Annotated in this window: 16 protein-coding genes; 7 read left to right on the top strand and 9 right to left on the bottom strand. The window is 53.2% G+C overall.

Features of this window, described 5'->3' with window-relative positions:
* Window positions 1-106 precede the first annotated feature (106 nt).
* Entirely contained in the window at window positions 107-1,774 is a 1,668-nt protein-coding gene (locus tag ACFQO0_RS02760; protein ID WP_382232516.1) for a bifunctional protein tyrosine phosphatase family protein/NAD(P)/FAD-dependent oxidoreductase, read from the bottom strand.
* A 57-nt stretch (window positions 1,775-1,831) separates the two neighbouring features.
* Complete coding sequence (locus ACFQO0_RS02765) at window positions 1,832-2,707, bottom strand: MBL fold metallo-hydrolase (protein WP_382232517.1); 876 nt, start codon at window positions 2,705-2,707, stop codon at window positions 1,832-1,834.
* 54 nt (window positions 2,708-2,761) lie between these two features.
* Here ACFQO0_RS02765 and ACFQO0_RS02770 point away from each other — a divergent pair, with 54 nt between their 5' ends.
* Both ACFQO0_RS02770 and ACFQO0_RS02775 read left to right on the top strand, forming a co-directional pair.
* Window positions 2,762-2,920 (top strand): hypothetical protein, encoded by a 159-nt coding sequence (locus tag ACFQO0_RS02770; protein ID WP_382232518.1) that lies wholly within the window; start codon window positions 2,762-2,764, stop codon window positions 2,918-2,920.
* 61 nt (window positions 2,921-2,981) lie between these two features.
* Window positions 2,982-4,217 (top strand): sigma-54 interaction domain-containing protein, encoded by a 1,236-nt coding sequence (locus tag ACFQO0_RS02775; RefSeq protein ID WP_382233995.1) that lies wholly within the window; start codon window positions 2,982-2,984, stop codon window positions 4,215-4,217.
* Between the two features lie 20 nt (window positions 4,218-4,237).
* Here the strand turns inward: ACFQO0_RS02775 and ACFQO0_RS02780 are convergent, their stop codons facing one another.
* From ACFQO0_RS02780 to ACFQO0_RS02805, 6 genes are all read right to left on the bottom strand, one after another.
* Entirely contained in the window at window positions 4,238-4,966 is a 729-nt protein-coding gene (locus ACFQO0_RS02780; RefSeq protein ID WP_382232519.1) for a cytochrome c biogenesis CcdA family protein, read from the bottom strand.
* Complete coding sequence (locus ACFQO0_RS02785) at window positions 4,967-5,362, bottom strand: thioredoxin family protein (protein ID WP_382232520.1); 396 nt, start codon at window positions 5,360-5,362, stop codon at window positions 4,967-4,969. It abuts the gene before it with no gap.
* A 529-nt stretch (window positions 5,363-5,891) separates the two neighbouring features.
* A complete protein-coding gene (locus ACFQO0_RS02790) occupies window positions 5,892-7,049 on the bottom strand; it encodes a tetratricopeptide repeat protein (protein WP_382232521.1) in 1,158 nt (385 codons plus the stop codon).
* 226 nt (window positions 7,050-7,275) lie between these two features.
* Window positions 7,276-9,660, bottom strand: coding sequence for a glycosyltransferase family 2 protein (locus ACFQO0_RS02795; RefSeq protein WP_382232522.1), 2,385 nt, complete (start codon window positions 9,658-9,660; stop codon window positions 7,276-7,278).
* Between the two features lie 2 nt (window positions 9,661-9,662).
* On the bottom strand, window positions 9,663-10,553 hold the full coding sequence (locus ACFQO0_RS02800; protein WP_382232523.1) for an ATP-grasp domain-containing protein: 891 nt from the start codon (window positions 10,551-10,553) through the stop codon (window positions 9,663-9,665).
* A 29-nt stretch (window positions 10,554-10,582) separates the two neighbouring features.
* Window positions 10,583-11,512, bottom strand: a complete 930-nt coding sequence (locus ACFQO0_RS02805) for a PIG-L deacetylase family protein (protein ID WP_382232524.1) — start codon at window positions 11,510-11,512, stop codon at window positions 10,583-10,585.
* Between the two features lie 386 nt (window positions 11,513-11,898).
* Between ACFQO0_RS02805 and groES the strand changes: the two genes are divergently transcribed.
* The 5 genes from groES to ACFQO0_RS02830 all read left to right on the top strand — a co-directional run bounded on the left by groES (window position 11,899) and on the right by ACFQO0_RS02830 (window position 18,366).
* A complete protein-coding gene (gene groES / locus ACFQO0_RS02810) occupies window positions 11,899-12,189 on the top strand; it encodes a co-chaperone GroES (RefSeq protein WP_382232525.1) in 291 nt (96 codons plus the stop codon).
* 110 nt (window positions 12,190-12,299) lie between these two features.
* The gene (gene groL / locus ACFQO0_RS02815; protein WP_382232526.1) at window positions 12,300-13,940 is read left to right on the top strand and encodes a chaperonin GroEL; all 1,641 of its coding nucleotides are present in this window, start codon (window positions 12,300-12,302) and stop codon (window positions 13,938-13,940) included.
* 427 nt (window positions 13,941-14,367) lie between these two features.
* Window positions 14,368-15,360 (top strand): porin, encoded by a 993-nt coding sequence (locus tag ACFQO0_RS02820; protein ID WP_382232527.1) that lies wholly within the window; start codon window positions 14,368-14,370, stop codon window positions 15,358-15,360.
* Between the two features lie 185 nt (window positions 15,361-15,545).
* The gene (locus tag ACFQO0_RS02825; RefSeq protein ID WP_382233997.1) at window positions 15,546-17,081 is read left to right on the top strand and encodes a BCCT family transporter; all 1,536 of its coding nucleotides are present in this window, start codon (window positions 15,546-15,548) and stop codon (window positions 17,079-17,081) included.
* Between the two features lie 16 nt (window positions 17,082-17,097).
* Window positions 17,098-18,366, top strand: coding sequence for an MFS transporter (locus ACFQO0_RS02830; RefSeq protein WP_382232528.1), 1,269 nt, complete (start codon window positions 17,098-17,100; stop codon window positions 18,364-18,366).
* A 120-nt stretch (window positions 18,367-18,486) separates the two neighbouring features.
* Here the strand turns inward: ACFQO0_RS02830 and ylqF are convergent, their stop codons facing one another.
* Window positions 18,487-19,434, bottom strand: a complete 948-nt coding sequence (gene ylqF, locus ACFQO0_RS02835; protein WP_382232529.1) for a ribosome biogenesis GTPase YlqF — start codon at window positions 19,432-19,434, stop codon at window positions 18,487-18,489.
* Window positions 19,435-19,710 lie beyond the last annotated feature (276 nt).

Genomic DNA, 19,710 nt, shown 5'->3' on the forward strand with positions numbered 1-19,710 from the left:
AATCTAACGGAGTGCCAAGCCTGCAACCGGATGTGCCAAGCAACGGCCGCGCTCGCGCGCTAAGCGCTGGCAATGGCAGCATGACCCGCGTCGCGAACATCACAAATCACCCAACCATTTCCGGTTGCGCCAGCCACTCATGTCCTTTCAGCATGCCCTCCCAGTACAGCGATGGCAGAACCCGCTCCTTCAGTAACCACGCCAGACGCGAGGGCTTGGTGCCGTCCAGCAGCCAGGTCGGAAAGCTGGGCGCAAGCTTGCCGCCATAGGTGAACTCGGCGAGCACGATCTTGCCGCGCTCCACGGTCAGTGGGCAGGAGCCATAGCCGTCGTAGCGTGCCTCGCGCGTTCCCTGCCCCAAGCTCACCAGCAGGTTGTGCGCAACTACCGGTGCCTGCTTGCGTGCTGCCGCCGCGGTTTTGGCATTCGGCGTATTGGCCGCGTCACCCAGACCAAATACGTTGGCAAATTTCTTGTGGCGCAATGTGCCCTGATCGACATCTATCCATCCTGCTGCATCAGCAAGCGGACTCTGACGAATGAAGTCGGGCGCGCTTTGTGGTGGGACGACATGAATCATGTCGAATGGAGTGTCATGCGTTTGCACCACCCCGTCCGGCGTGCTGGAAGAAAAAGTCGCGATGCGCCGTTCGCCATCAATCGCAGTGAGATTGCGGCCGAAATTCAGATCGATACCATAGGCCTTCACGTACTCCATCAGCGCCGGCACATAGTCGGCCACGCCGAACAGGACGGCACCAGCGGTATGGAACTGGACATTGCTCTTGTTCAAAACACCCGACCGGCGCCATGCGTCGCAGGATAGATACATTGCTTTCTGCGGTGCACCGGCACATTTGATAGGCATGGGTGGTTGCGTGAAAAGCGCGTTACCGCCCTTGAAGCGGTTGACGAGCTCCCACGTGTAGGGTGCCAGGTCAAAGCGATAGTTTGAAGTCACGCCGTTATGTCCCAGCGTGTCGGACAAACCCTGAATGCCATCCCAGTTCAGCTTGAGGCCCGGGCAGACGATCAAGTGTTCGTACTTGACCGTGCGGCATCCTTCCAGCAACACGCTGTTGCGCTCAGGCTCAAAACCCGCGACTGCGGACTTGATCCAGCGCACGCCGCGCGGTATCAAGGCGCCCATTGCCCGCACCGTTTGCTGCGCGTTAAATACGCCGCCACCGACCAGCGTCCAGCCGGGCTGGTAGTAATGCACATCCGCCGGATCTATGAGTGCAATGTCCAGATCCGCATTTCTGGCAAGCAGGCTCGCTGCCACAGAGATCCCGGCGGCACCTGCGCCGACAATCACAATCTGGTGACTTGTATCGGCAACTTCGGAAGACGTACTGCCAGCACTGGCGATACGGCGAATCACACCGCTGAGGTCATAGCCGGCTTCGTTTGCACGTGCGAGAATTTGCTCTTCCGACATGCGACCAGCGCGCGACAATCCCCATAGGGTGGTGCTGCGCATCCCTGTCCGGCAATAGGCCAGCGCAGGCTTGGGCAATGCTTCCAGCAATTGATCAAACTCGCTCACCTGCTCGTCGGATACCTTGCCCGACACTACGGGCAAATAGCGAATCTCGATTCCCGCCTCCTGCGCCACCTGTTCCACTTCACGAAAACTCGGCTGGTCGGCGCCTTCTCCGTCCGGGCGGTTACAGATAATCGACTTGAATCCACTTGTCACAATGTTCGCGATATCGTTCGGCATGATCTGCGGCGATACGGACAATTGCGCGCTCAATGTATTGATCTTCATGCTGTTCTCCTTTGCTCATCCGTGCCGGTTGTGCGCCAATTCGTTCTTCGTCAAAAATCACACTGCATTGACTGGAATCTTCAGATAGCGCACGCCATTGTTTTCGGCGGGAGGAAGTTGTCCGGCCCGCATATTGACTTGAACCGAAGGAAGAATCAGCACCGGCATGTCCAGCGTTGCATCCCTTGCGGTGCGCATGGTCACGAATTCCTCTTCGCTGATGCCGTCGTGAACGTGAATATTGCTTTTGCGCTCTTCATCCACCGTGGTGACGAAGCGCAACTCCCGATCGTTAGGACGATAGTCGTGACACATGTAGAGGCGTGTCTGCGGCGGCAGGCTCAATACCTTGTTGATGGATTTGAACAAGGTGCGTGCATCACCACCGGGAAAGTCACAGCGTGCCGTGCCGTAGTCAGGCATGAACAAGGTGTCGCCAACGAATGCCACCTGCTCCTGGCCATCCGTCACAACGTAAGTCAGGCAAGCGGGGGTATGCCCGGGAGTGTGCATCGCGTGCACCTCCAGACCGCCGATATGAAAACGTTCGCCATCCTTGAACAGGTAGTCGAACTGGCTGCCATCATGCTTAAAGTCGGGCCCCGCGTTGAAAAGTTTGCCGAAGACATCCTGTACCTTGCGAATTTGTTCGCCGATGGCAATGTTGCCGCCCAATTTTTGTTTCAGATACGGCGCGGCCGATAGATGATCAGCATGTGCATGGGTTTCGAGAATCCATTGGACCGTGGCGCCCAGTGCTTTTACCCGATCAATCAGATTGTCGGCACTGTGAGTGGAGGTATGACCGGATTTGGGATCGTAGTCCAGCACACTGTCCAGCAATGCGCATTGCCTGCTCTCCTCATCCATGACGATATAGCTGACCGTGCTGGTTGCGGGATCAAACAGACCTTCCACATAAAGCTTGCTCATACTGCCTCCTGTTAACGGTTATAGAGTGTTCTATACAAGAGGCGTGCCAGCCTCATGGAATATTTCTATCTCTTTGTTTTAATGGAGAAATTTAACCTTTTATTGCGCGTTCTTCCGGACAAAAACGAAAGCGTGACAGAGCATTTTGGCAGTGGCATACTGCCATTTGGCAGTTTTGGCATACACACAGGAGAACGCATTGAAAAACGCTGAAGTGCTGAAAGCGTTCCAGGTACAAGCCTTGATCTCGTATCTGGATCACGAAGCGGCACCCATGATTGTGATGAATACCGAGTACGAAATACTCGCCGCCAATACTGCCTACAAGAGACAGTTCGCGACCGCCGGCAAACCGGTCATAGGACACAAGTGCTACGCCATATCGCATCATTACAACGTGCCCTGCGATCAGGCGGGTGAACACTGCCCTTTGCAGAATGCACTGCTCAACAAAGGGCCGGATCGCGTTCTTCATATTCACCATACGCCGCGCGGACCCGAACACGTGGATGTCGAACTGCGCCCCATCATTGATGCAGAACATCAGGTCATCGGCTTCGTAGAACGCCTGCAGACTATACGGCATGCTTCTGCACAACCAAGCAACCAGGGCTTGGTCGGCAAATCTGCGGCGTTCAACCACGCACTTGGAGAGCTGCAACGCGTAGCCGGCTCCGATCTGCCCGTCATGCTTTTGGGCGAATCCGGAACCGGCAAAGAACTCTTCGCGCGCGCCGTTCATGAGGCCAGCAAGCGGGCACGCGGACCATTCGTCGTGGTTGACTGTTCAGGGCTGACAGAAAGTCTGTTTGAAAGTGAATTGTTCGGCTACGAAAAAGGAGCTTTTACAGGTGCTGTGGCACGCAAGATTGGATTGGTAGAAACAGCGACCGGCGGTACAATTTTTCTGGATGAAATCGGCGACATTCCGCTGGCGATGCAAGTGAAGTTACTACGGCTTATCGAATCCGGAACATACCGCAGGGTGGGTGGAATCGAAACGCACAAGGCAGATTTCCGCCTCGTATCGGCAACACACAAACCGTTGCAAGCGATGGTGGCAGATGGAACATTCCGGCAAGATCTTTATTATCGAATTAACGCCTTCCCCATCCATCTGCCGGCTCTTCGCGAACGCAGAGAAGACATTCCACTACTGATCAACTCGCTACTACAGCGCGCCAACCAACCCGGCAATCCGGCATTTCACGCCACACCAGAAACACTGGCAAAACTTATTCAATACGACTGGCCAGGCAATATCCGAGAGCTGCGCAATGTACTGGAACGCGCGCGCCTCTTTGCCGATGATGGAAAAATCAAACCGGAACACCTATCGTTGCGCACGGACACGCTCGCCAGCGCCCGGCTTCCCTTGAAGAAGATGAATGACGCCGACTTCATCAACTATGTGAAATTATTTACAGGCACCCGAAAAGAACTGGCCCAGTCCCTCGGCTTGAGCGAAAGAACCTTGTACCGCCGCCTGAAATCCTGCGGCCTGCAATAGCTTGCACATCTGCAGTCATCTCAAAACCGCGTGGTCAATGTTGTAAGCCATGCTGGCGAATGCGCGACCAGCCACGCTTCCAACAACTTGTCTGTACCTGTCACGATCATCACGGCGAGGATAATCATGATTGCCCCTAAAATCATCTTGCCTGCCTTCCCCGCCTGCATTAATTGACCGCGCAGCTTCAACATTGTGCTGCGAGAAAGATATGCCAAAACAACCAGCGGCAAAGCTGCACCCAGACCAAATATTCCCATCAGCAATGCCACTTGCTGGAGTTGAGAGCCTTGGCTGGCTAGCACGATAGCGGCCCCTAAAGTTGGCCCTACGCATGGACTCCAGACAATACCCAGCGTCAGGCCAATGGCAAACTGCCCCCCAAGCCCATCCAGATGCATGCGAGAAATAAAAACGTTACCTGCATCGCCAATTCCTGCCGTTGCGGATGCAAAGCGTTGTTGCAAGCTTGCGGAAATCAGAATCAGGCCAAACGCTGCCAGCAGAACAGCACCGATATTTCGAAAGATCGATACGTCAATATCCAGCGCAGAACCTGCCCACGCAATCGTCGTCCCTATAACAGCGTAGGAGATCGCCAATCCAACTGCAAGAGCTAACGGCGCACGCTTGTGTGCGTTGGTTGCCGAGCCGAGCAGGATAGGAATGATTGGCAAAACACATGGCGAAAGCGTCGAAAGAACTCCAGCCAAAAGACCGAAACCGTAAGAACCAACCCCAAACTCCATTTAATTGACCGCCTTCTTGATCAACGCCTCTAAACCGGAAGGTGTTGTGTCACCGATCGAGCGACCAACTTCTTTCCCTCCCTTGAAAGCGATCAGAGTGCTTTGCATTGTTACCTTGAAGTTCTTGAGAATCGGCTTTGAAGAATCGAAGTCAATCGTCATGAGCGTCACATCCTTATAGGCTGGTTGCTTCATGAGATTTTCAACGATGGGTTTTTGTTGCTTGCAGACGGAACACCAAGGTGCAGTGACGTCGAGCACGACCGACTGTCCGGCTTTATTCAACTGATCGAACTCTTGTTGGCTGAATGGCTTGATCTCGCCTGCAACAGCAAGGGAACTCAGGACGGATAGTGCAAAGGTAAAAGCTGCGGTTGCGAGGTTACGTGCGTTCATGTGTGACTCCATTTGATCAAGGTTGAATGAGACGATCACTGTATTAACACCGCTGTTTGCCGGCGATCTGTAAGGTAATACGCCATCCAGATTGCATTGGTTACAAGAATTTATAAATATTTTCGGCAAGGATGTAACAGCTCAAGTTGCGAACACGAATAGTTAATCGCATTCGATTTGAACGTCGACAGCTGGAACTAACTCAAGAGGCATTTGAACGAGTAACGGGGATCGAAGTATTATTTTCAGCATGTTTACAAAAAGTCAGGCTACGTACCCCAATGGCTGCCTTGAAAGGCGGTTGAAACCGCCGCCGATAGCGGACATTTGATCACCTCCACATTCGCATGAATCATTGTGGTGCATTGAATATGCGAATGGGCGGTGACTTTGTGATGCAAATTGATGGTTATTTTTGCTTGTGGCTGATTGGTTACTTTGATGCGAATACTCACCCAAGGCAGAAGAAGAGCTCTCCGCCTGCCTAGGCAATCGGCCCCTGCAGTCCGGCCGCGATTCCATTAAACATTCAGAATTTATAGATCAGCGTCGCTTGCGGATAAACCCCGCTGCGGCCGGCGCGGGTCGCGCTCAAAGCCCCGACCTCGACCCACAGGTGCGCGTCCGGCGTATATCGCAACGCCAATGAATAGATGCGCTGATTGCCACCTTGCTTGTAATCGTCATAGCGATAGCGCAGCAGGGATGACAGATTGTCGCGCCATTGGTAACTAAGCAAAAGCAGGGTTTTACTCTTGATGGAATTGTCCAGATCCGGATTGGTGATGTAGGTGGCCGCCACCTGCGCTTTCTGCGTGAGCATATAGTCCACGCCGACTTTTACCAGACTCGTATTCCTGAGATCACTGGTGGTACTGGGATTGCTGTTTAGCTCCCGCAATTGACCCGCACCGACTACGGTTCCAAAACGCGGCGACCACTGGGAACGAAGTTCAAACTCGATTTTGGTCGAATCGTAAGACTGTTGCGTCGTTTCCAGCGTGGTAGGGCGGTACGTGTAAGTCACTGTCCCTACTTGCTCGGGGGTAAAGGGATAGGCATAGCGCAATCGATATTCATCGAACTTGTCGATCGCAGAAAAATCCGTTACCGGAGCAAAATACGAATAGTCGGATTTCCTGTACCTGAATTCCAGAAAATTATTGAGGCCGAAGTAGTGCGCGTATGTGATTTTTTGGTCTTTACGCACGTACTGTCCCAGGCTCTCATCCTCGACGTACTCCAGCTGTATGTCTTCGCGCGACAGCAGGGGTAGACCGGCACCGTAGGTTTTGGTCCGGAACGTCAGATCCCGTTCGTAACGTCCATAAATCCGCGGATTTTTCTCGCGCGCAAAATCATAGGCGGCTTGCTGGACTTCTTCGTCTTGAGGCCAGCGTTCCTGCGCGGAAGCGTAGCCGGCGGCAGCCTGCTTGAAGTCATGGTCCAGAAAATAAGTTCTGGTAATCCCCAGTGCGGCGTTGGCATTGTCCGGCTCCAGTGCTGCCGCCTTTTCATAGGCCTGCCGCGATTCATCAAGATGTCCCTGCCAACGAAGTATTCGGCCCATGCCGCGCCACGCATCAGCATTTTTCTCGTTGATAGCCAATTCGTCACGATAGATTTGCAAGGCGTTGTTCCAGCGGAAATTCTGGATTTCCTGGTCCGCTTTTTCACCGTAAGTCATTTCTTTTTGCTGAGGTGCGGCCTCGGTTTCCTCGGAAGATGCGGGCGCGGAAATGGACAAACAAGCCAGAAGCGCTCCGCTAGACAACATATTTCCCCTCGTCCTGAGATTCATTTGTGTCCCCTTCATTTTTAAAGAAAATCCGGTTTTATTGTCAAATCGATAGTAATGCAGAATTTTTAACGCGCCCCGGCTTTACTGGAAATGTTGTCAAATTGGCACACTCTTAACTTGATTTAGCATAATCTTTTCCTAATTTGAGCCTTGCGAGGGCTTGCCAGTGTGACCTTGTCAAATCCTTGGCAGGCGTAACCCAGATATTGCTGCTACCGCCTCGACGGGCGGCGCGTATGGCATATGCCATTTGTTCGGCATCGATAGCACCACCCTTGTCATTCCATAATCCTATTGAATGCCAATAGCGGCCTCGTCCGAAATGGCGGCTCATGTATCTGGCAACCTTAGCGGTAACCTGCGGCGACAAGCGATCCATGGCAAAGTAATCCCAGACCACCAGGCGATGGACCAGAGGCAGCAATAAACGATAGTCCTGGCCGTTTTCCCTGCTGTTACGGCTAAGGTCGTCGCGACTCACCCTGACATCCATCAGCAATTTCTTTTTATGTGTTCGCGCAATCGCGGAAAGCCTGGCGACCGCTCGAGCCACCTGTTGGGATCGCCACTTGCCTACGGCAGGATGCTGCCAATCTATTTTTCCCTCGCCGTCGCGTGGCCAGGTGGTGCGTCCGGTCGAGGCTTCGAATGCGGCACGGCATCGTTCATCGAAGCAATTTACGTCATAGAACAACTCGGTAATGCAAATTGCATCGATTTCATTTTTGGCAGCAAGTGCGGTGAATGCCGCATCCAGTAAATCTCCGTAATCACCGTGCGCAAGGCAAGTGGAACACACGATCTCCTGACTGGACTTGCCTGCAATATCGACTGCGGCACAGTGCGGGTTCGCCTGCAGATAGCGCGGGGCCAGCACATCAAGGGTGGCTATCGTGGCATACCCGTTCGCCTTCAGGCGTGCGACGCTCATGTCCAGCATGTCGCCTTCCACATTCTGCTGTTCGGGGCTCCACCATTGTTCGCGCCCCTGCCATTGAAAAAATGTCCAATCGGGCCGTCCGGCGGAGATGGCAACCTGGTCCACATGTATCGCTTCGGGAGCAAGCAGCAGCGATTGATCGGCATTCCGCCAATCCGGCCAATCAGAGAAATGGATAGACACCACCAGATTGCCGCCGGGCGGGCTTGCGGGTTCAAGTAATTCAGTCACTTTCGCATACAGCGCATCGATGTCGATTGGCAGCAGGGGCCCCGCTGCGGCCATACCGGCGACCGCAGCGCCACCCAGCATCAGCCTGCGCCGACAAGGATCGTCGATCGGTGAGAGTTCGCGCGGGTTTCTTCGTTCAAGCTTGTTCCAGTCCGCAGCATGCGAGCGCGACTCAAGCCAGATCGAGTAAATCACCACGGCGCTGTAGACAAAACTCAGGGGAATCAGCGCGATGCTGTAAGGCAGGTAGATCAAATCACGCGGCGACCTGTCGAGCAGGATAGAAGTGATCGCCACGATAAACAAATAGCCAAATCCCAGGTAAGCGACCCACTCCATCGCTTGCAAGCTGATGACACCGAAATAAAGAGCCATCGGCAATAGAAAAAAAGTGAGCGCTTGCAGGATGGGAATAAACATCATGTTAGCGATATTGAACAACATGTAAATGCCGAATCTGCCGAATTTCGTGCGTCCGATCATGTCGCGATGGATCGAGAGGACAGTGATGTAGCTTCTGATCCAGCGCACTCTCTGCTTCCACAGACCGGCCAAATTATGTGGGCATTCGGCGATGACCTTGGTGCTGGCACCATAGACAATGCCCACACCGTGACGGTGCAGCCGCAGGGTGATTTCCAGGTCTTCTCCCCAGACTTCACGAAAGCCTCCGATGGCGCGCAGGATATCCCACCTCACGATGCCGAGATTGCCGGGAATGATCGGCAATATGGACACCATGGAAAGCGCCCGCCGTACAAAGCCGGTTCCGATGTGAGAGGTCACCACCAACATTTTTTGCAATACGCCTCTCGGATTCAGCGGGGTATCGTTGCCGCTTACGGCGCCTATCGTCGGATCGGAAAAATACATAACACCGTTTCGGATAGTATTTTTTTCGAAAAGCGAATCAGCGTCGGTAAAAAAAATGATGTCACCGGTCGCCCGTGCTATCCCTACATTGAGTGCAGACGCCTTGCCGCCATTTTTTTTTGCGTAATAGCGAATAAGGCGCCCGGCAATGAAAGGCTGTAGTTCGCGTTCAGTGGCGTCGGTTGATCCGTCGTTGACAACGATCACCTCAAAATCGGGATAGTCGGAATCGAGGATCGACTGAATACTGGGCGAGATGGTCTTCTCTTCGTTATAGGCCGGCACCAGCACACTCACCCGCGGTGTGTAATGGATGGCTCCGGCCCGCGCCTTGAGCCTGCCTTCCCAGACGCAGTAACTTAACGCCATAGGGAAATAGGCCAACGCCAGCAAACCGAAGTAAAAAATGATGGCGCCGAAAAACAATATGGGGATAAGGAGCAGGTCATTCATGCTCATCCGCCCAGGTAGCCGGTTTCATAGAGATCCACCAGGGCGTCGAAAATCTCCGGCGCCTTGTACGTATGCGCGCCGATCCGTGCGTTGATTTCAAGGACGTGCGCGACACCGTTGATATCGCGCCGGATATCCATATCCAGCGGCCCCTCGAGATCCAGCGCCCGGGCGGCGGACAAGGCGAGATCGTACACATCCGGGACGCCGACCCGTTCAAGTGTCAGCGCATTGCCAGTGCGTCCTTCACGTAAGGACGTCTTTTCGAAGATCGCACCGATCATTTCCGATACCGGACGATTGCGCCGAATCATCAGCAGCACATCGTATTCGGTGCCAGACATAAATTGCTGCCACACGAGGTTGCTATCCGCCACGCTCATATCCAGCGCGATATCGGCCCGATCATGCACCGTGACATGACGGCCGCCGCGCCCCACCCTTGGTTTGGAGACGCAGGGAAATCCCAGCCCCCGTATGGCTGCCGAGCCGGCTTCACCTATGGCGCTCCTGGGAACTGCGACGCCGCACGCAGCCAGACTTTGTGCGGTGAGCCATTTGTCGTTGCATATGGCCACCGCGTCAGGGTTCGCCATGTAAACAGCGATCCCGCGCCTGCGATACGTGTCAGCCTTTTCCGCAACCAGGATCAGCTCTTCCTGGACCGTGGGAAAAAGCCAGTTGATCTCCCAAGTCGAGAGCAGGTCGTCCAGTTGTGTCAGGTACATTGGGTGCGCCGCTGGAAGAACCATTGCGAACGCATCTGCCCGATGCTCGGTCGGTGCCATATCGGCCGCGATCACACGGAACCCCTTATCCTTGAGCGCATGTATTGCCGCCTTTCCGGAAGGCCCACCTGCCCCTGTCACCAGGACACTTTTACTGTTTGCCATGTACGTCTCCGCGAGGATCGCTGAAATAGTTACAAAGTGAACCGAATGGCTTCGAATGCTTCGGCAGCTCGCAAACGCGCTTGACCTCCCCGCACTCTTGCCAGGCTCTGCACCAGGTCTTCTTCCATATAAGGGCGCGAAATATGCTGGCTTGCGTGGCACTTCAAGGCTTTGATTTTGTGCTCCAGATACAAGGACACTTCAATGAAGCAATTCGGCTGGAAACTGGACGGGGTATTCGGATTTTCATAGCAAAGCACTGTGGGGACACGACGGGCGGCCTCCATCGTGGCCAGGTATACGGCGCGATGATCACGATGAAGATCGTGGCGGTTGTGCGTGAAGATCAGATCGGGATGGAGTTGACGCGTGCACTCCTCGATGACGCGCATGATGTCTTCCTGTTTGGTGTTGAGCTTGGTGTCCGGAAATTCCATGACGGTCAGGCTGTCGAGATGCATCACTTGGCCACCTCTTTCCGCTTCTCTTTTGCGCGGATTGCAGTTCTTCAGCTGTGGATCATGGAGACCGCCTTCTCCGTTCGAGAACACAATTCCGTGCGTTTCATGGCCTTCCACCTTGTAACGCAGCAGGGTGGCGCCACACCCAAGTTCGATGTCGTCAGGATGCGCGCCAAGGGCGAGGATGATCATTTTTTTTTGCGGTTTCGGTGAGAACCTGATCAGCCATATGAGATTGACGATAATGAACGCGAGTACGATAAAACCTGTCAATTCCAGCCCATATCCCACCGGCGAGCGGGATTGCTGCGCCACGCTGAATTCAAGCGCGCTGTTGGCCGGCATCAATACGGCCAACAGCGGCAACATACCCACCGACCTCCTCGCTGGACGGGGCAACCCCGTCAACAGCAGGCGAAAACGGAAAATATGAAACATTACGAATAGCAGGGTCGCCGAGAGAAAACACAGGAAGATAAGTTCTTCGATGGAAACCATACAATTCCTCTTACGGTTTTTTTCAGAATCAATTGTTTTTGATGAACCGACTCAAGAACTTCCCGTTTGCCAAGACCTTTAACAAGTTCTTGAGGAATCATATGACTTAAGGAAACCGGGTTTCCGACAAAACCATGGGTATTTCAGCCACAGTTCAAATCCCCAGTGGCGGGAAATGACAAGCAGCTGATTAATTTTATGTTCGTCATCATCACTTGAATTATCAGGGAACCGTCCCTATACTTAGCACTCGTCGAAGTAGAGTGCTAACAATTCCTCTTCGGTCGACCCAACTTTCTGGTGCGGCACGAATGCACTGTAAAGCATGCTTTGCAGCATAAGTGCCGCAAAAATTATCCTAACTTATTGAAAACTAAGGAGTTTGTATGAACCTTCGTCCTTTGCACGATCGCGTCATCGTCAAGCGCCTCGACCAGGAAACAAAAACTGCGTCCGGCCTCATCATTCCTGAAGCAGCTGCTGAAAAGCCTGATCAAGGTGAAGTTCTGGCTATCGGTAACGGCAAAATCCTCGACGACGGCAAAGTTCGCCCACTCGATGTTAAAGTCGGCGACCGCGTTTTGTTCGGCAAATATGCAGGTCAAGCAGTCAAAGTCGAGGGCAACGAAGTCCTCGTGATGCGCGAAGAAGACATCATGGCAATCGTACAAAAGTGATGCCGATTTTTCGAACGCGCGGCACCGCTGCAGCGATCGAAACCGGTTTCATCCACAGTGATCCATATCGCTCAACGCGAATCACTTAACGAATTTCAGGAGTATTAAACATGGCAGCTAAAGAAGTTATTTTCGGCGACGCAGCGCGCGCCAAAATGGTCGAAGGCGTAAACGTTCTGGCCAACGCAGTGAAAGTCACCTTGGGCCCTAAAGGCCGTAACGTGGTGCTGGAACGCTCGTTCGGCGCGCCTACCGTCACCAAGGATGGTGTATCGGTTGCGAAAGAAATCGAACTCAAAGACAAATTGCAAAACATGGGCGCACAGCTCGTGAAAGAAGTGGCTTCCCGCACCAGCGACAACGCAGGCGACGGCACCACTACTGCAACCGTTTTGGCACAAGCGATCGTTCGCGAAGGCATGAAATACGTTGCAGCCGGCATGAACCCTATGGATCTGAAACGCGGTATCGACAAAGCTGTTGCAGCAACTGTCGAACAACTCGCACTGATCGCAAAACCATGTACAACAACCAAAGAAATCGCTCAAGTTGGCGCGATCTCGGCGAACTCGGACTACTCGATCGGCGAGCGTATCGCTGAAGCGATGGAAAAAGTCGGCAAGGAAGGCGTCATCACTGTTGAAGACGGCAAATCCCTGAACGACGAACTCGATATCGTTGAAGGTATGCAATTTGACCGCGGCTACCTGTCGCCATACTTCATCAACAGCCCAGAAAAGCAAACTGCAATTCTGGAAAATCCGTTCATCCTGTTGTGCGACAAGAAAATCTCCAACATCCGTGACCTGCTCCCGGTATTGGAACAAGTCGCTAAAGCCGGTCGTCCACTGCTGATCATCGCAGAAGACATCGAAGGCGAAGCACTGGCAACTCTGGTTGTGAACAACATCCGCGGCATTCTGAAAACCTGCGCTGTTAAAGCACCAGGCTTCGGCGATCGTCGTAAAGCCATGCTGGAAGACATCGCTATCTTGAGCGGCGGCCAAGTCGTTGCTGAAGAAGTCGGTCTGACACTGGAAAAAATCACGCTGGAAGAATTGGGCCAGGCTAAACGTATCGAAATCGGCAAGGAAAACACCACGCTGATCGACGGTAACGGCCAAGCTATCAACATCGAAGCACGCGTTAAACAAATCCGCGCGCAAATCGAAGAAGCAACGTCGGACTACGACCGCGAAAAACTGCAAGAACGCGTTGCCAAATTGGCAGGCGGCGTTGCAGTCATCAAAGTCGGTGCAGCTACCGAAGTTGAAATGAAAGAGAAAAAAGCACGCGTTGAAGATGCATTGCACGCTACTCGCGCTGCAGTCGAAGAAGGCATCGTTCCTGGCGGCGGCGTTGCATTGTTGCGCGCACGTGCCAACATCAATGTCAAAGGCGACAACTCGGATCAAGAAGCTGGTATCCGCATCGTATTGCGTGCGATGGAAGAACCACTGCGCATGATCGTGCAAAACGCCGGTGAAGAAGCATCCGTGGTTGTGGCTAAAGTACTCGAAGGCAAAGGTAACTTCGGTTACAACGCAGCCAACGGTACCTACGGCGACATGGTTGAAATGGGTGTTCTCGATCCAGCTAAAGTGACCCGTTCGGCATTGCAGAATGCTGCTTCGATCGCTGCACTGTTGCTGACCACTGACTGCATGGTTGCTGAAATCGCTGAAGACAAACCAGCTGGCGGCGACATGGGTGGCATGGGCGGCATGGGTGGCATGGGCGGCATGATGTAAGTCGTATCTGGTAACGATACTTCTGTATCAATACCTTCAAAAAACCCCGCAAGGTTGCAAGACCTTGCGGGGTTTTTTAACGCCGCACGCTAAAGCTCCAGCTTGCATGCTGCATTGCAACATAATATAATGGCCGCTATCCGTGCAAGATCATCGTCGCGGAATCATAAAAGCAAGTCGCGACAACCGCTTCCAATGCAATTCACACTGAAGCCCGCGCCTTTCATTCACAGCATCTTCATTTCGCATCCCGTCAAACAACGCTGACGGTCATATTTTTACCGATGCTGCAAGCCCGTTAATGCAACGTCGCCATGCGATTGCATTATCGATACTGCAAACGGATTCGATTCAATTGCAACACCACAGGCATCACTGCCAATAAAATTCGTGCTGTCCAGAACATGATGCTTTCAACCAAAGCGACATGCCCTTTCCTCTTTATATAAAGGAAGACAAGATCATTTCCATTCGTCCTGCATACATCGCAATTGCCATGATTGCGCTACTCTCCTCCACTTATTCCTCAGCACAATCGAATGTCGAGATGTATGGCTATATAGACATAGGCATAGTCAAGGAAAGTGGCGACTCACCAAAAATGGAGCGCGGCTATAACAACTGGTTAGGTTTTCGTGGCAGGGAAAATTTGGGAAATGGGCTTGAGGCCATATTCAATATCGAAACCAGATTTAAACTCGACACGGGTGAAACCGAACGATCGACCACCTTCTGGCAAGGCGAATCAACCGTCGGATTGGCGAGTAAAGACTACGGCACAGTCCACCTCGGACGCGCACTCACGCCGCTATGGAACACCGTATGGAAGTATGAGCCCTGGGTAAACAGCGGCTTCAATGCTTCGCTCGCTTCGTATCAAACCGGCAGTTACAGCAGCGATGGCGTACATGACATTGAATTGGGATACGCTGATTTTTCGCGCATCAGTGATGGATTTTTCTACAGCAGTCCGACCTGGAACGGTATCGCTGTCCAGGCCGCAATCAAGATCGATGATGACGCTGCCGCAGGCAGTCGTGCACGCGGCACATCCATAAGCTATAGCAAAGATGCTTTCTCGGCTGCGGCATCGTATGAAGTCAACGCACGCAACGACGATATTTTTTATCTGGCGGCGAAATACTCAATCGGGGACGCAACCATTATGGGCTCGCATGCTCAAACCCGACAGACTGGCTTGACTGCTGAGCGTACCTGGTTGATCGCCACGACTTATGCCATCGGTGCCGATATGATCCGCGCGGGGTACGGTCGCAATCAAAAAAATGACAACCATAAAATCAGCACCGGTTATGTTCATACGCTTTCAAAACGCACCACGCTATATGCAGACCTGTATCGTGAACAGCTTGTAGATGCCAAAACGGGAATGGCGCTGGGCATCACCCACACGTTCTAGATTCGGCAATATGACGAAGGTCTATAGTTAGCCAAGCATCGTCGAATGAGTTACGCAGCACATCGATGGCTCCTTGCATGCATGACATTGGGCCGTTCGACAGAGAACTGCGCCTGAATATTTTTGCGCAAGAAAAAATCAATTCGCTGACATCCAGCTTCAATAACAATTTATGGGAGGGCGCTATGCAGCTCATTATTTCCGCCGGTTGCATCTTGCTGATTGTCTTGTGGGGAATTTTCTCCCCTTCGTCATTGAGTATGGTTTTCGAGACTGCGCTCGCCAGTATCACCAAGAATTTTGGCTGGCTCTATTTATGGACCGTACTGGGTCTGGTGGTGTTTGCTTTTTTCCTGGCGTTTAGTCGCTACGGCGACCTCAAACTCGGCAACGAAGACGACGAGCCCGAGTTTTCCATGGGGTCATGGTTCTCTATGTTGTTCGCTGCCGGCATGGGCATCGGCCTTGTGTTCTGGGGAGTCGCGGAACCGATCTCTCACTACATGACTGCGCCGCCGGGAGTACTACCCGGCTCGCCAGAAGCAGCCAATGCGGGTATGCGCTATGCCTTCTTCCACTGGGGACTTCACCCATGGGCAGTATATGGCGTGGTTGCGCTGGCCATCGCCTTCTTCCAGTATCGCCGCGAAGGAAAAGCACTGATCAGTGAATCGATCAGTAGCCTGCCTTGGGCGCCTATTCGACGCATGTCAGGACTCTTCAATGTACTCGCAGTGATTGCAACCGCGTTCGGTGTTGCGGCATCGCTGGGTATGGGCGCACTCCAGATCAATAGTGGTCTGCATACCGTGTTCGGCCTTGCCGTGAGCAATTCCTCTCAGGTATGTATCATCCTGGTAACGACATCGCTCTTCGTCACCTCTGCCGTCACCGGCGTAACCAAGGGCATCAAAATTCTATCCAGCCTCAACATGATCGTGGCACTGGTCTTGGCGCTGTTCATTTTCATCATCGGCCCGACTGTCGCGATCATCGACACACTGACAAATACCTTGGGTTCTTATCTGAGTGAATTCATCAGAATGAGTCTGCGTATGACGCCTTTTCGCGAGAGTCAATGGGTAGGTGGGTGGACGATTTTTTACTGGGCGTGGTGGATTTCCTGGTCGCCATTCGTCGGCGTATTTATCGCACGCGTATCGCGTGGTCGCACTATCCGGGAGTTCATTATAGGTACCGTTATTGCGCCTTCACTCGCAGCATTCATCTGGTTTTCCGTGTTTGGCGGAACGGCGTTGTACATGGAAATATGGCAACACGTACCGATTGCGGCTGCCGTCAAACTTGACGCATCCACTGCACTGTTCACCATGTTCAATGCGATGCCATTTGGTCTGATCATGTCCATCGTCGCAACGTTGCTGGTACTCGTGTTTTTCGTGACCTCCGGAGACTCTGCCACGCTGGTACTCGGCATCATGAGCACAGGCGGCAATCCTGATCCATCGGCCAAGGTCAAAACCATCTGGGGCATATTAGTCGCCGGGATCGCCATCTCGCTGCTGCTGGCTGGCGGTCTCAAGGCTGTGCAAACGGCAACGATTGTATTTGCCTTGCCGTTCACGATGGTGATTCTCTTGATGGTCATTGCCCTATGGCGAGCCATACGCGAAGACTGGAATGAGCAACAACGACAGGAACGTGAACTGCGCCGTCGCTTGAAACAAATGACCGCGCAAGAACCTGCCAAACCACTTTAGATCGGGATAGTGAACCATGCGGGGATTACTTCTACCACTGTCTTCATTGCTGAGTGGCGCCGGCGTGATGGTGGTGGGTGTTGGCTTGCTGTTTTCAGTATTGGGGCTGCGCGCCGGATTAGCAGAATTCTCTGGCATGGTGACTGGCCTCATCATGTCTGCTTATTTTGTCGGCTATGTCGTCGGCACAATTTATTGCCCTGCGCTGATACGTCGCATCGGACATATACGCGCATTTGCTGCGATGGCGTCTATCGCATCGATGATGCCGATTTTGCATGCATTATGGATAGACCCCTGGTTTTGGGGCGCCTTGCGCCTGACCACCGGTGTGTGCATCGTCGGTTTGTATATCGTGATCGAAAGCTGGCTCAATACACTGGCACCCAGCCAACATCGCGGCAAGGTCTTTGCAATCTACATGTCAGTAACATTTGTCGCGCTGGCGCTGGGACAGTGGTTGATTCTGGTCGGCGACAAGTTTGGCTTCGTCCCGTTTGCGCTGGTTTCGGTTCTCTTTTCATTCGCTCTACTCCCCATCACGCTAACACCTATCTCGCAGCCAGCGGCAGTCGAACGTCCACACCTTGGTTTGCGAAATCTCTACCAGACTTCACCACTTGGAGTAGTAGGCGCAGTCGGCTCCGGCCTGCTTAATGGCGCCTTCTACAGCCTGGGAGCAGCCTATGCCCAAGGAGTTGGTTTTACCGATGTAGGGGTAGCAACCTTTATGGCAGCAACCATTCTCGGAGGTGCCGCCTTCCAATGGCCGGTTGGCCATTACTCGGATCGACATGACAGGCGTTACGTCATGCTATGGGTCTGCATTGCCAGCGCTTCCCTCGCATTGCTGGGCTTTGCATTCTCACGAGCCTCGGAAGAAATACTCATTCTGGTTGGCATACTGTATGGAGGTTTTGTCTTTACGCTATATGGTCTGAGCGTCGCTCACGTCAACGATTTGATCGACTCGTCACGTCTGCTTGAAGTCACTGGTGGACTCTTGCTGGTGCACGGCATTGGTGCCGCGCTCGGCCCAACGATTGCAGGCGTAATCATGGATCTGTTAAACCCTGAGAGTCTGATGCTGTTCTTCGCAGTCGTGCTGGGAGCGCTATCCATCTTCACGGTACTCAGGATACGCGCTGCGCCTGCGGTACCGGAATCGGAAAAATCCGGCTATGTCGTCATGACAGGTATCGCGCCGGCGGCGATGCAGGTCGATACAACAGAACCTAGCGCAAGCAATCATGAAAAGGGAGATGATGAAAAGATCCAAGCCTAGCAAGATGGAATTGCCTTCCACTGTAAATACCGTCTCTACAATCTTGGGGGCATAAGCTTTTTAGCAAGAAAGTAACGAGACAGAATAAAAAAAGGAATCGATTTTTCGATTCCTTTTTTATTAACGTCGTCGGTCGAATGTTTCGTCGGGACTTTCTTCTTCTGCCTCCTCAGGCTCGCCTTCCACATCGCTCAATGATGGCGGCGGCTGGAAAGTCGCCAGCAATTCGACGCGACTTTCGGGCGTCTCCAAGCTGACGCGCCCCAGCAGGCCGGTACGATAATCCTGCAGGAAAATATGCGCAGCTTTTTCCAGATCGAGATCACCGCCCTTGATACGCAGGCCGCGACGTACAGCCACGCCTTCGATCACACTGACGCCATCGATACCTTCCGTTTTCATGCCGTAACGGGCTGCTATCAGCGCGGGATAACGCGCCAGAATGATATCGGCCAGAAATGTCGCAACTTCTTCTTCAATCAATGCATTGCTGCCGATCGCATGACTGGCCGCGAGCATCAGGCCATCGCTCGGATACGCGATCTTTGGCCACATCATGCCCGGCGTATCGGTCAGCACAATGTTATTGCCGAGATAAAGGCGCTGCTGCATCTTGGTCACCGCAGGTTCATCACCTACCTTGGCAACACGCTTCTTGAGCAGCGCGTTCATCAAGGTCGATTTGCCGACGTTGGGAATACCCATAATCATGATGCGCAAAGGCTTCAAGGCCGTACCGCGATGCGGCGCAATCTTCATGCTGAGTGCAGGAATCTTGGCGACGTCGGACGGCTTCTTGCAACTGAGCGCGACGGCATGCACATTCTTCTGCTTGTTGTAAAAATCCAGCCACTGCTGCGTCGCGGCAGGATCGGCAAGGTCACTCTTGTTGAGGATCTTGAGGCAGGGCCGCTGACGGAAGGTGCGCAATTCTTCGATCATCGGATTGCAACTGGCCTGCGGCACGCGCGCGTCCAGCACTTCGATGATCATGTCGACCTTTTCCATGGCTTCCGCCGCCTTTTTGCGGGCGGCGTTCATGTGGCCTGGGTACCATTGTATGGACATGCGTGACTTTATCTGTGGGAAGCAAGGCGCTATTTTACCTGCTCACGGCCCTACCAGAGACAGCCGATTGCGCTCCTGACCCGATTTTGCCCTCAATTCCCTCACTTTGTCATACCTACGTCATATCCTGGGCGCAGCATTTGCTTCCAGCGCCATCGGGGCCTGGCGCGGAAATGGCCCCGACCAATTTTTGGTGCGGCTCTTTCATCGCACCCAAAGCCGCACCTCGAACAAACTTGTCTATCGTGCATCGCTCTCGCCTCACTTTCTCTTGCT

The organism is Herminiimonas aquatilis (genome assembly GCF_042665175.1).
Taxonomy (GTDB): Bacteria; Pseudomonadota; Gammaproteobacteria; order Burkholderiales; family Burkholderiaceae_D; genus Oxalicibacterium; species Oxalicibacterium aquatilis.

Coding starts and splice junctions, on each gene's coding strand:
- ACFQO0_RS02760 (WP_382232516.1), bottom strand. CDS start 1,774: ATGAAGATCAATACATTGAGCGCGCAATTGTCCGTATCGCCGCAGATC.
- ACFQO0_RS02765 (WP_382232517.1), bottom strand. CDS start 2,707: ATGAGCAAGCTTTATGTGGAAGGTCTGTTTGATCCCGCAACCAGCACG.
- ACFQO0_RS02770 (WP_382232518.1), top strand. CDS start 2,762: ATGGAATATTTCTATCTCTTTGTTTTAATGGAGAAATTTAACCTTTTA.
- ACFQO0_RS02775 (WP_382233995.1), top strand. CDS start 2,982: ATGATTGTGATGAATACCGAGTACGAAATACTCGCCGCCAATACTGCC.
- ACFQO0_RS02780 (WP_382232519.1), bottom strand. CDS start 4,966: ATGGAGTTTGGGGTTGGTTCTTACGGTTTCGGTCTTTTGGCTGGAGTT.
- ACFQO0_RS02785 (WP_382232520.1), bottom strand. CDS start 5,362: ATGAACGCACGTAACCTCGCAACCGCAGCTTTTACCTTTGCACTATCC.
- ACFQO0_RS02790 (WP_382232521.1), bottom strand. CDS start 7,049: ATGACTTACGGTGAAAAAGCGGACCAGGAAATCCAGAATTTCCGCTGG.
- ACFQO0_RS02795 (WP_382232522.1), bottom strand. CDS start 9,660: ATGAATGACCTGCTCCTTATCCCCATATTGTTTTTCGGCGCCATCATT.
- ACFQO0_RS02800 (WP_382232523.1), bottom strand. CDS start 10,553: ATGGCAAACAGTAAAAGTGTCCTGGTGACAGGGGCAGGTGGGCCTTCC.
- ACFQO0_RS02805 (WP_382232524.1), bottom strand. CDS start 11,512: ATGGTTTCCATCGAAGAACTTATCTTCCTGTGTTTTCTCTCGGCGACC.
- groES (WP_382232525.1), top strand. CDS start 11,899: ATGAACCTTCGTCCTTTGCACGATCGCGTCATCGTCAAGCGCCTCGAC.
- groL (WP_382232526.1), top strand. CDS start 12,300: ATGGCAGCTAAAGAAGTTATTTTCGGCGACGCAGCGCGCGCCAAAATG.
- ACFQO0_RS02820 (WP_382232527.1), top strand. CDS start 14,368: ATGCCCTTTCCTCTTTATATAAAGGAAGACAAGATCATTTCCATTCGT.
- ACFQO0_RS02825 (WP_382233997.1), top strand. CDS start 15,546: ATGCAGCTCATTATTTCCGCCGGTTGCATCTTGCTGATTGTCTTGTGG.
- ACFQO0_RS02830 (WP_382232528.1), top strand. CDS start 17,098: ATGCGGGGATTACTTCTACCACTGTCTTCATTGCTGAGTGGCGCCGGC.
- ylqF (WP_382232529.1), bottom strand. CDS start 19,434: ATGTCCATACAATGGTACCCAGGCCACATGAACGCCGCCCGCAAAAAG.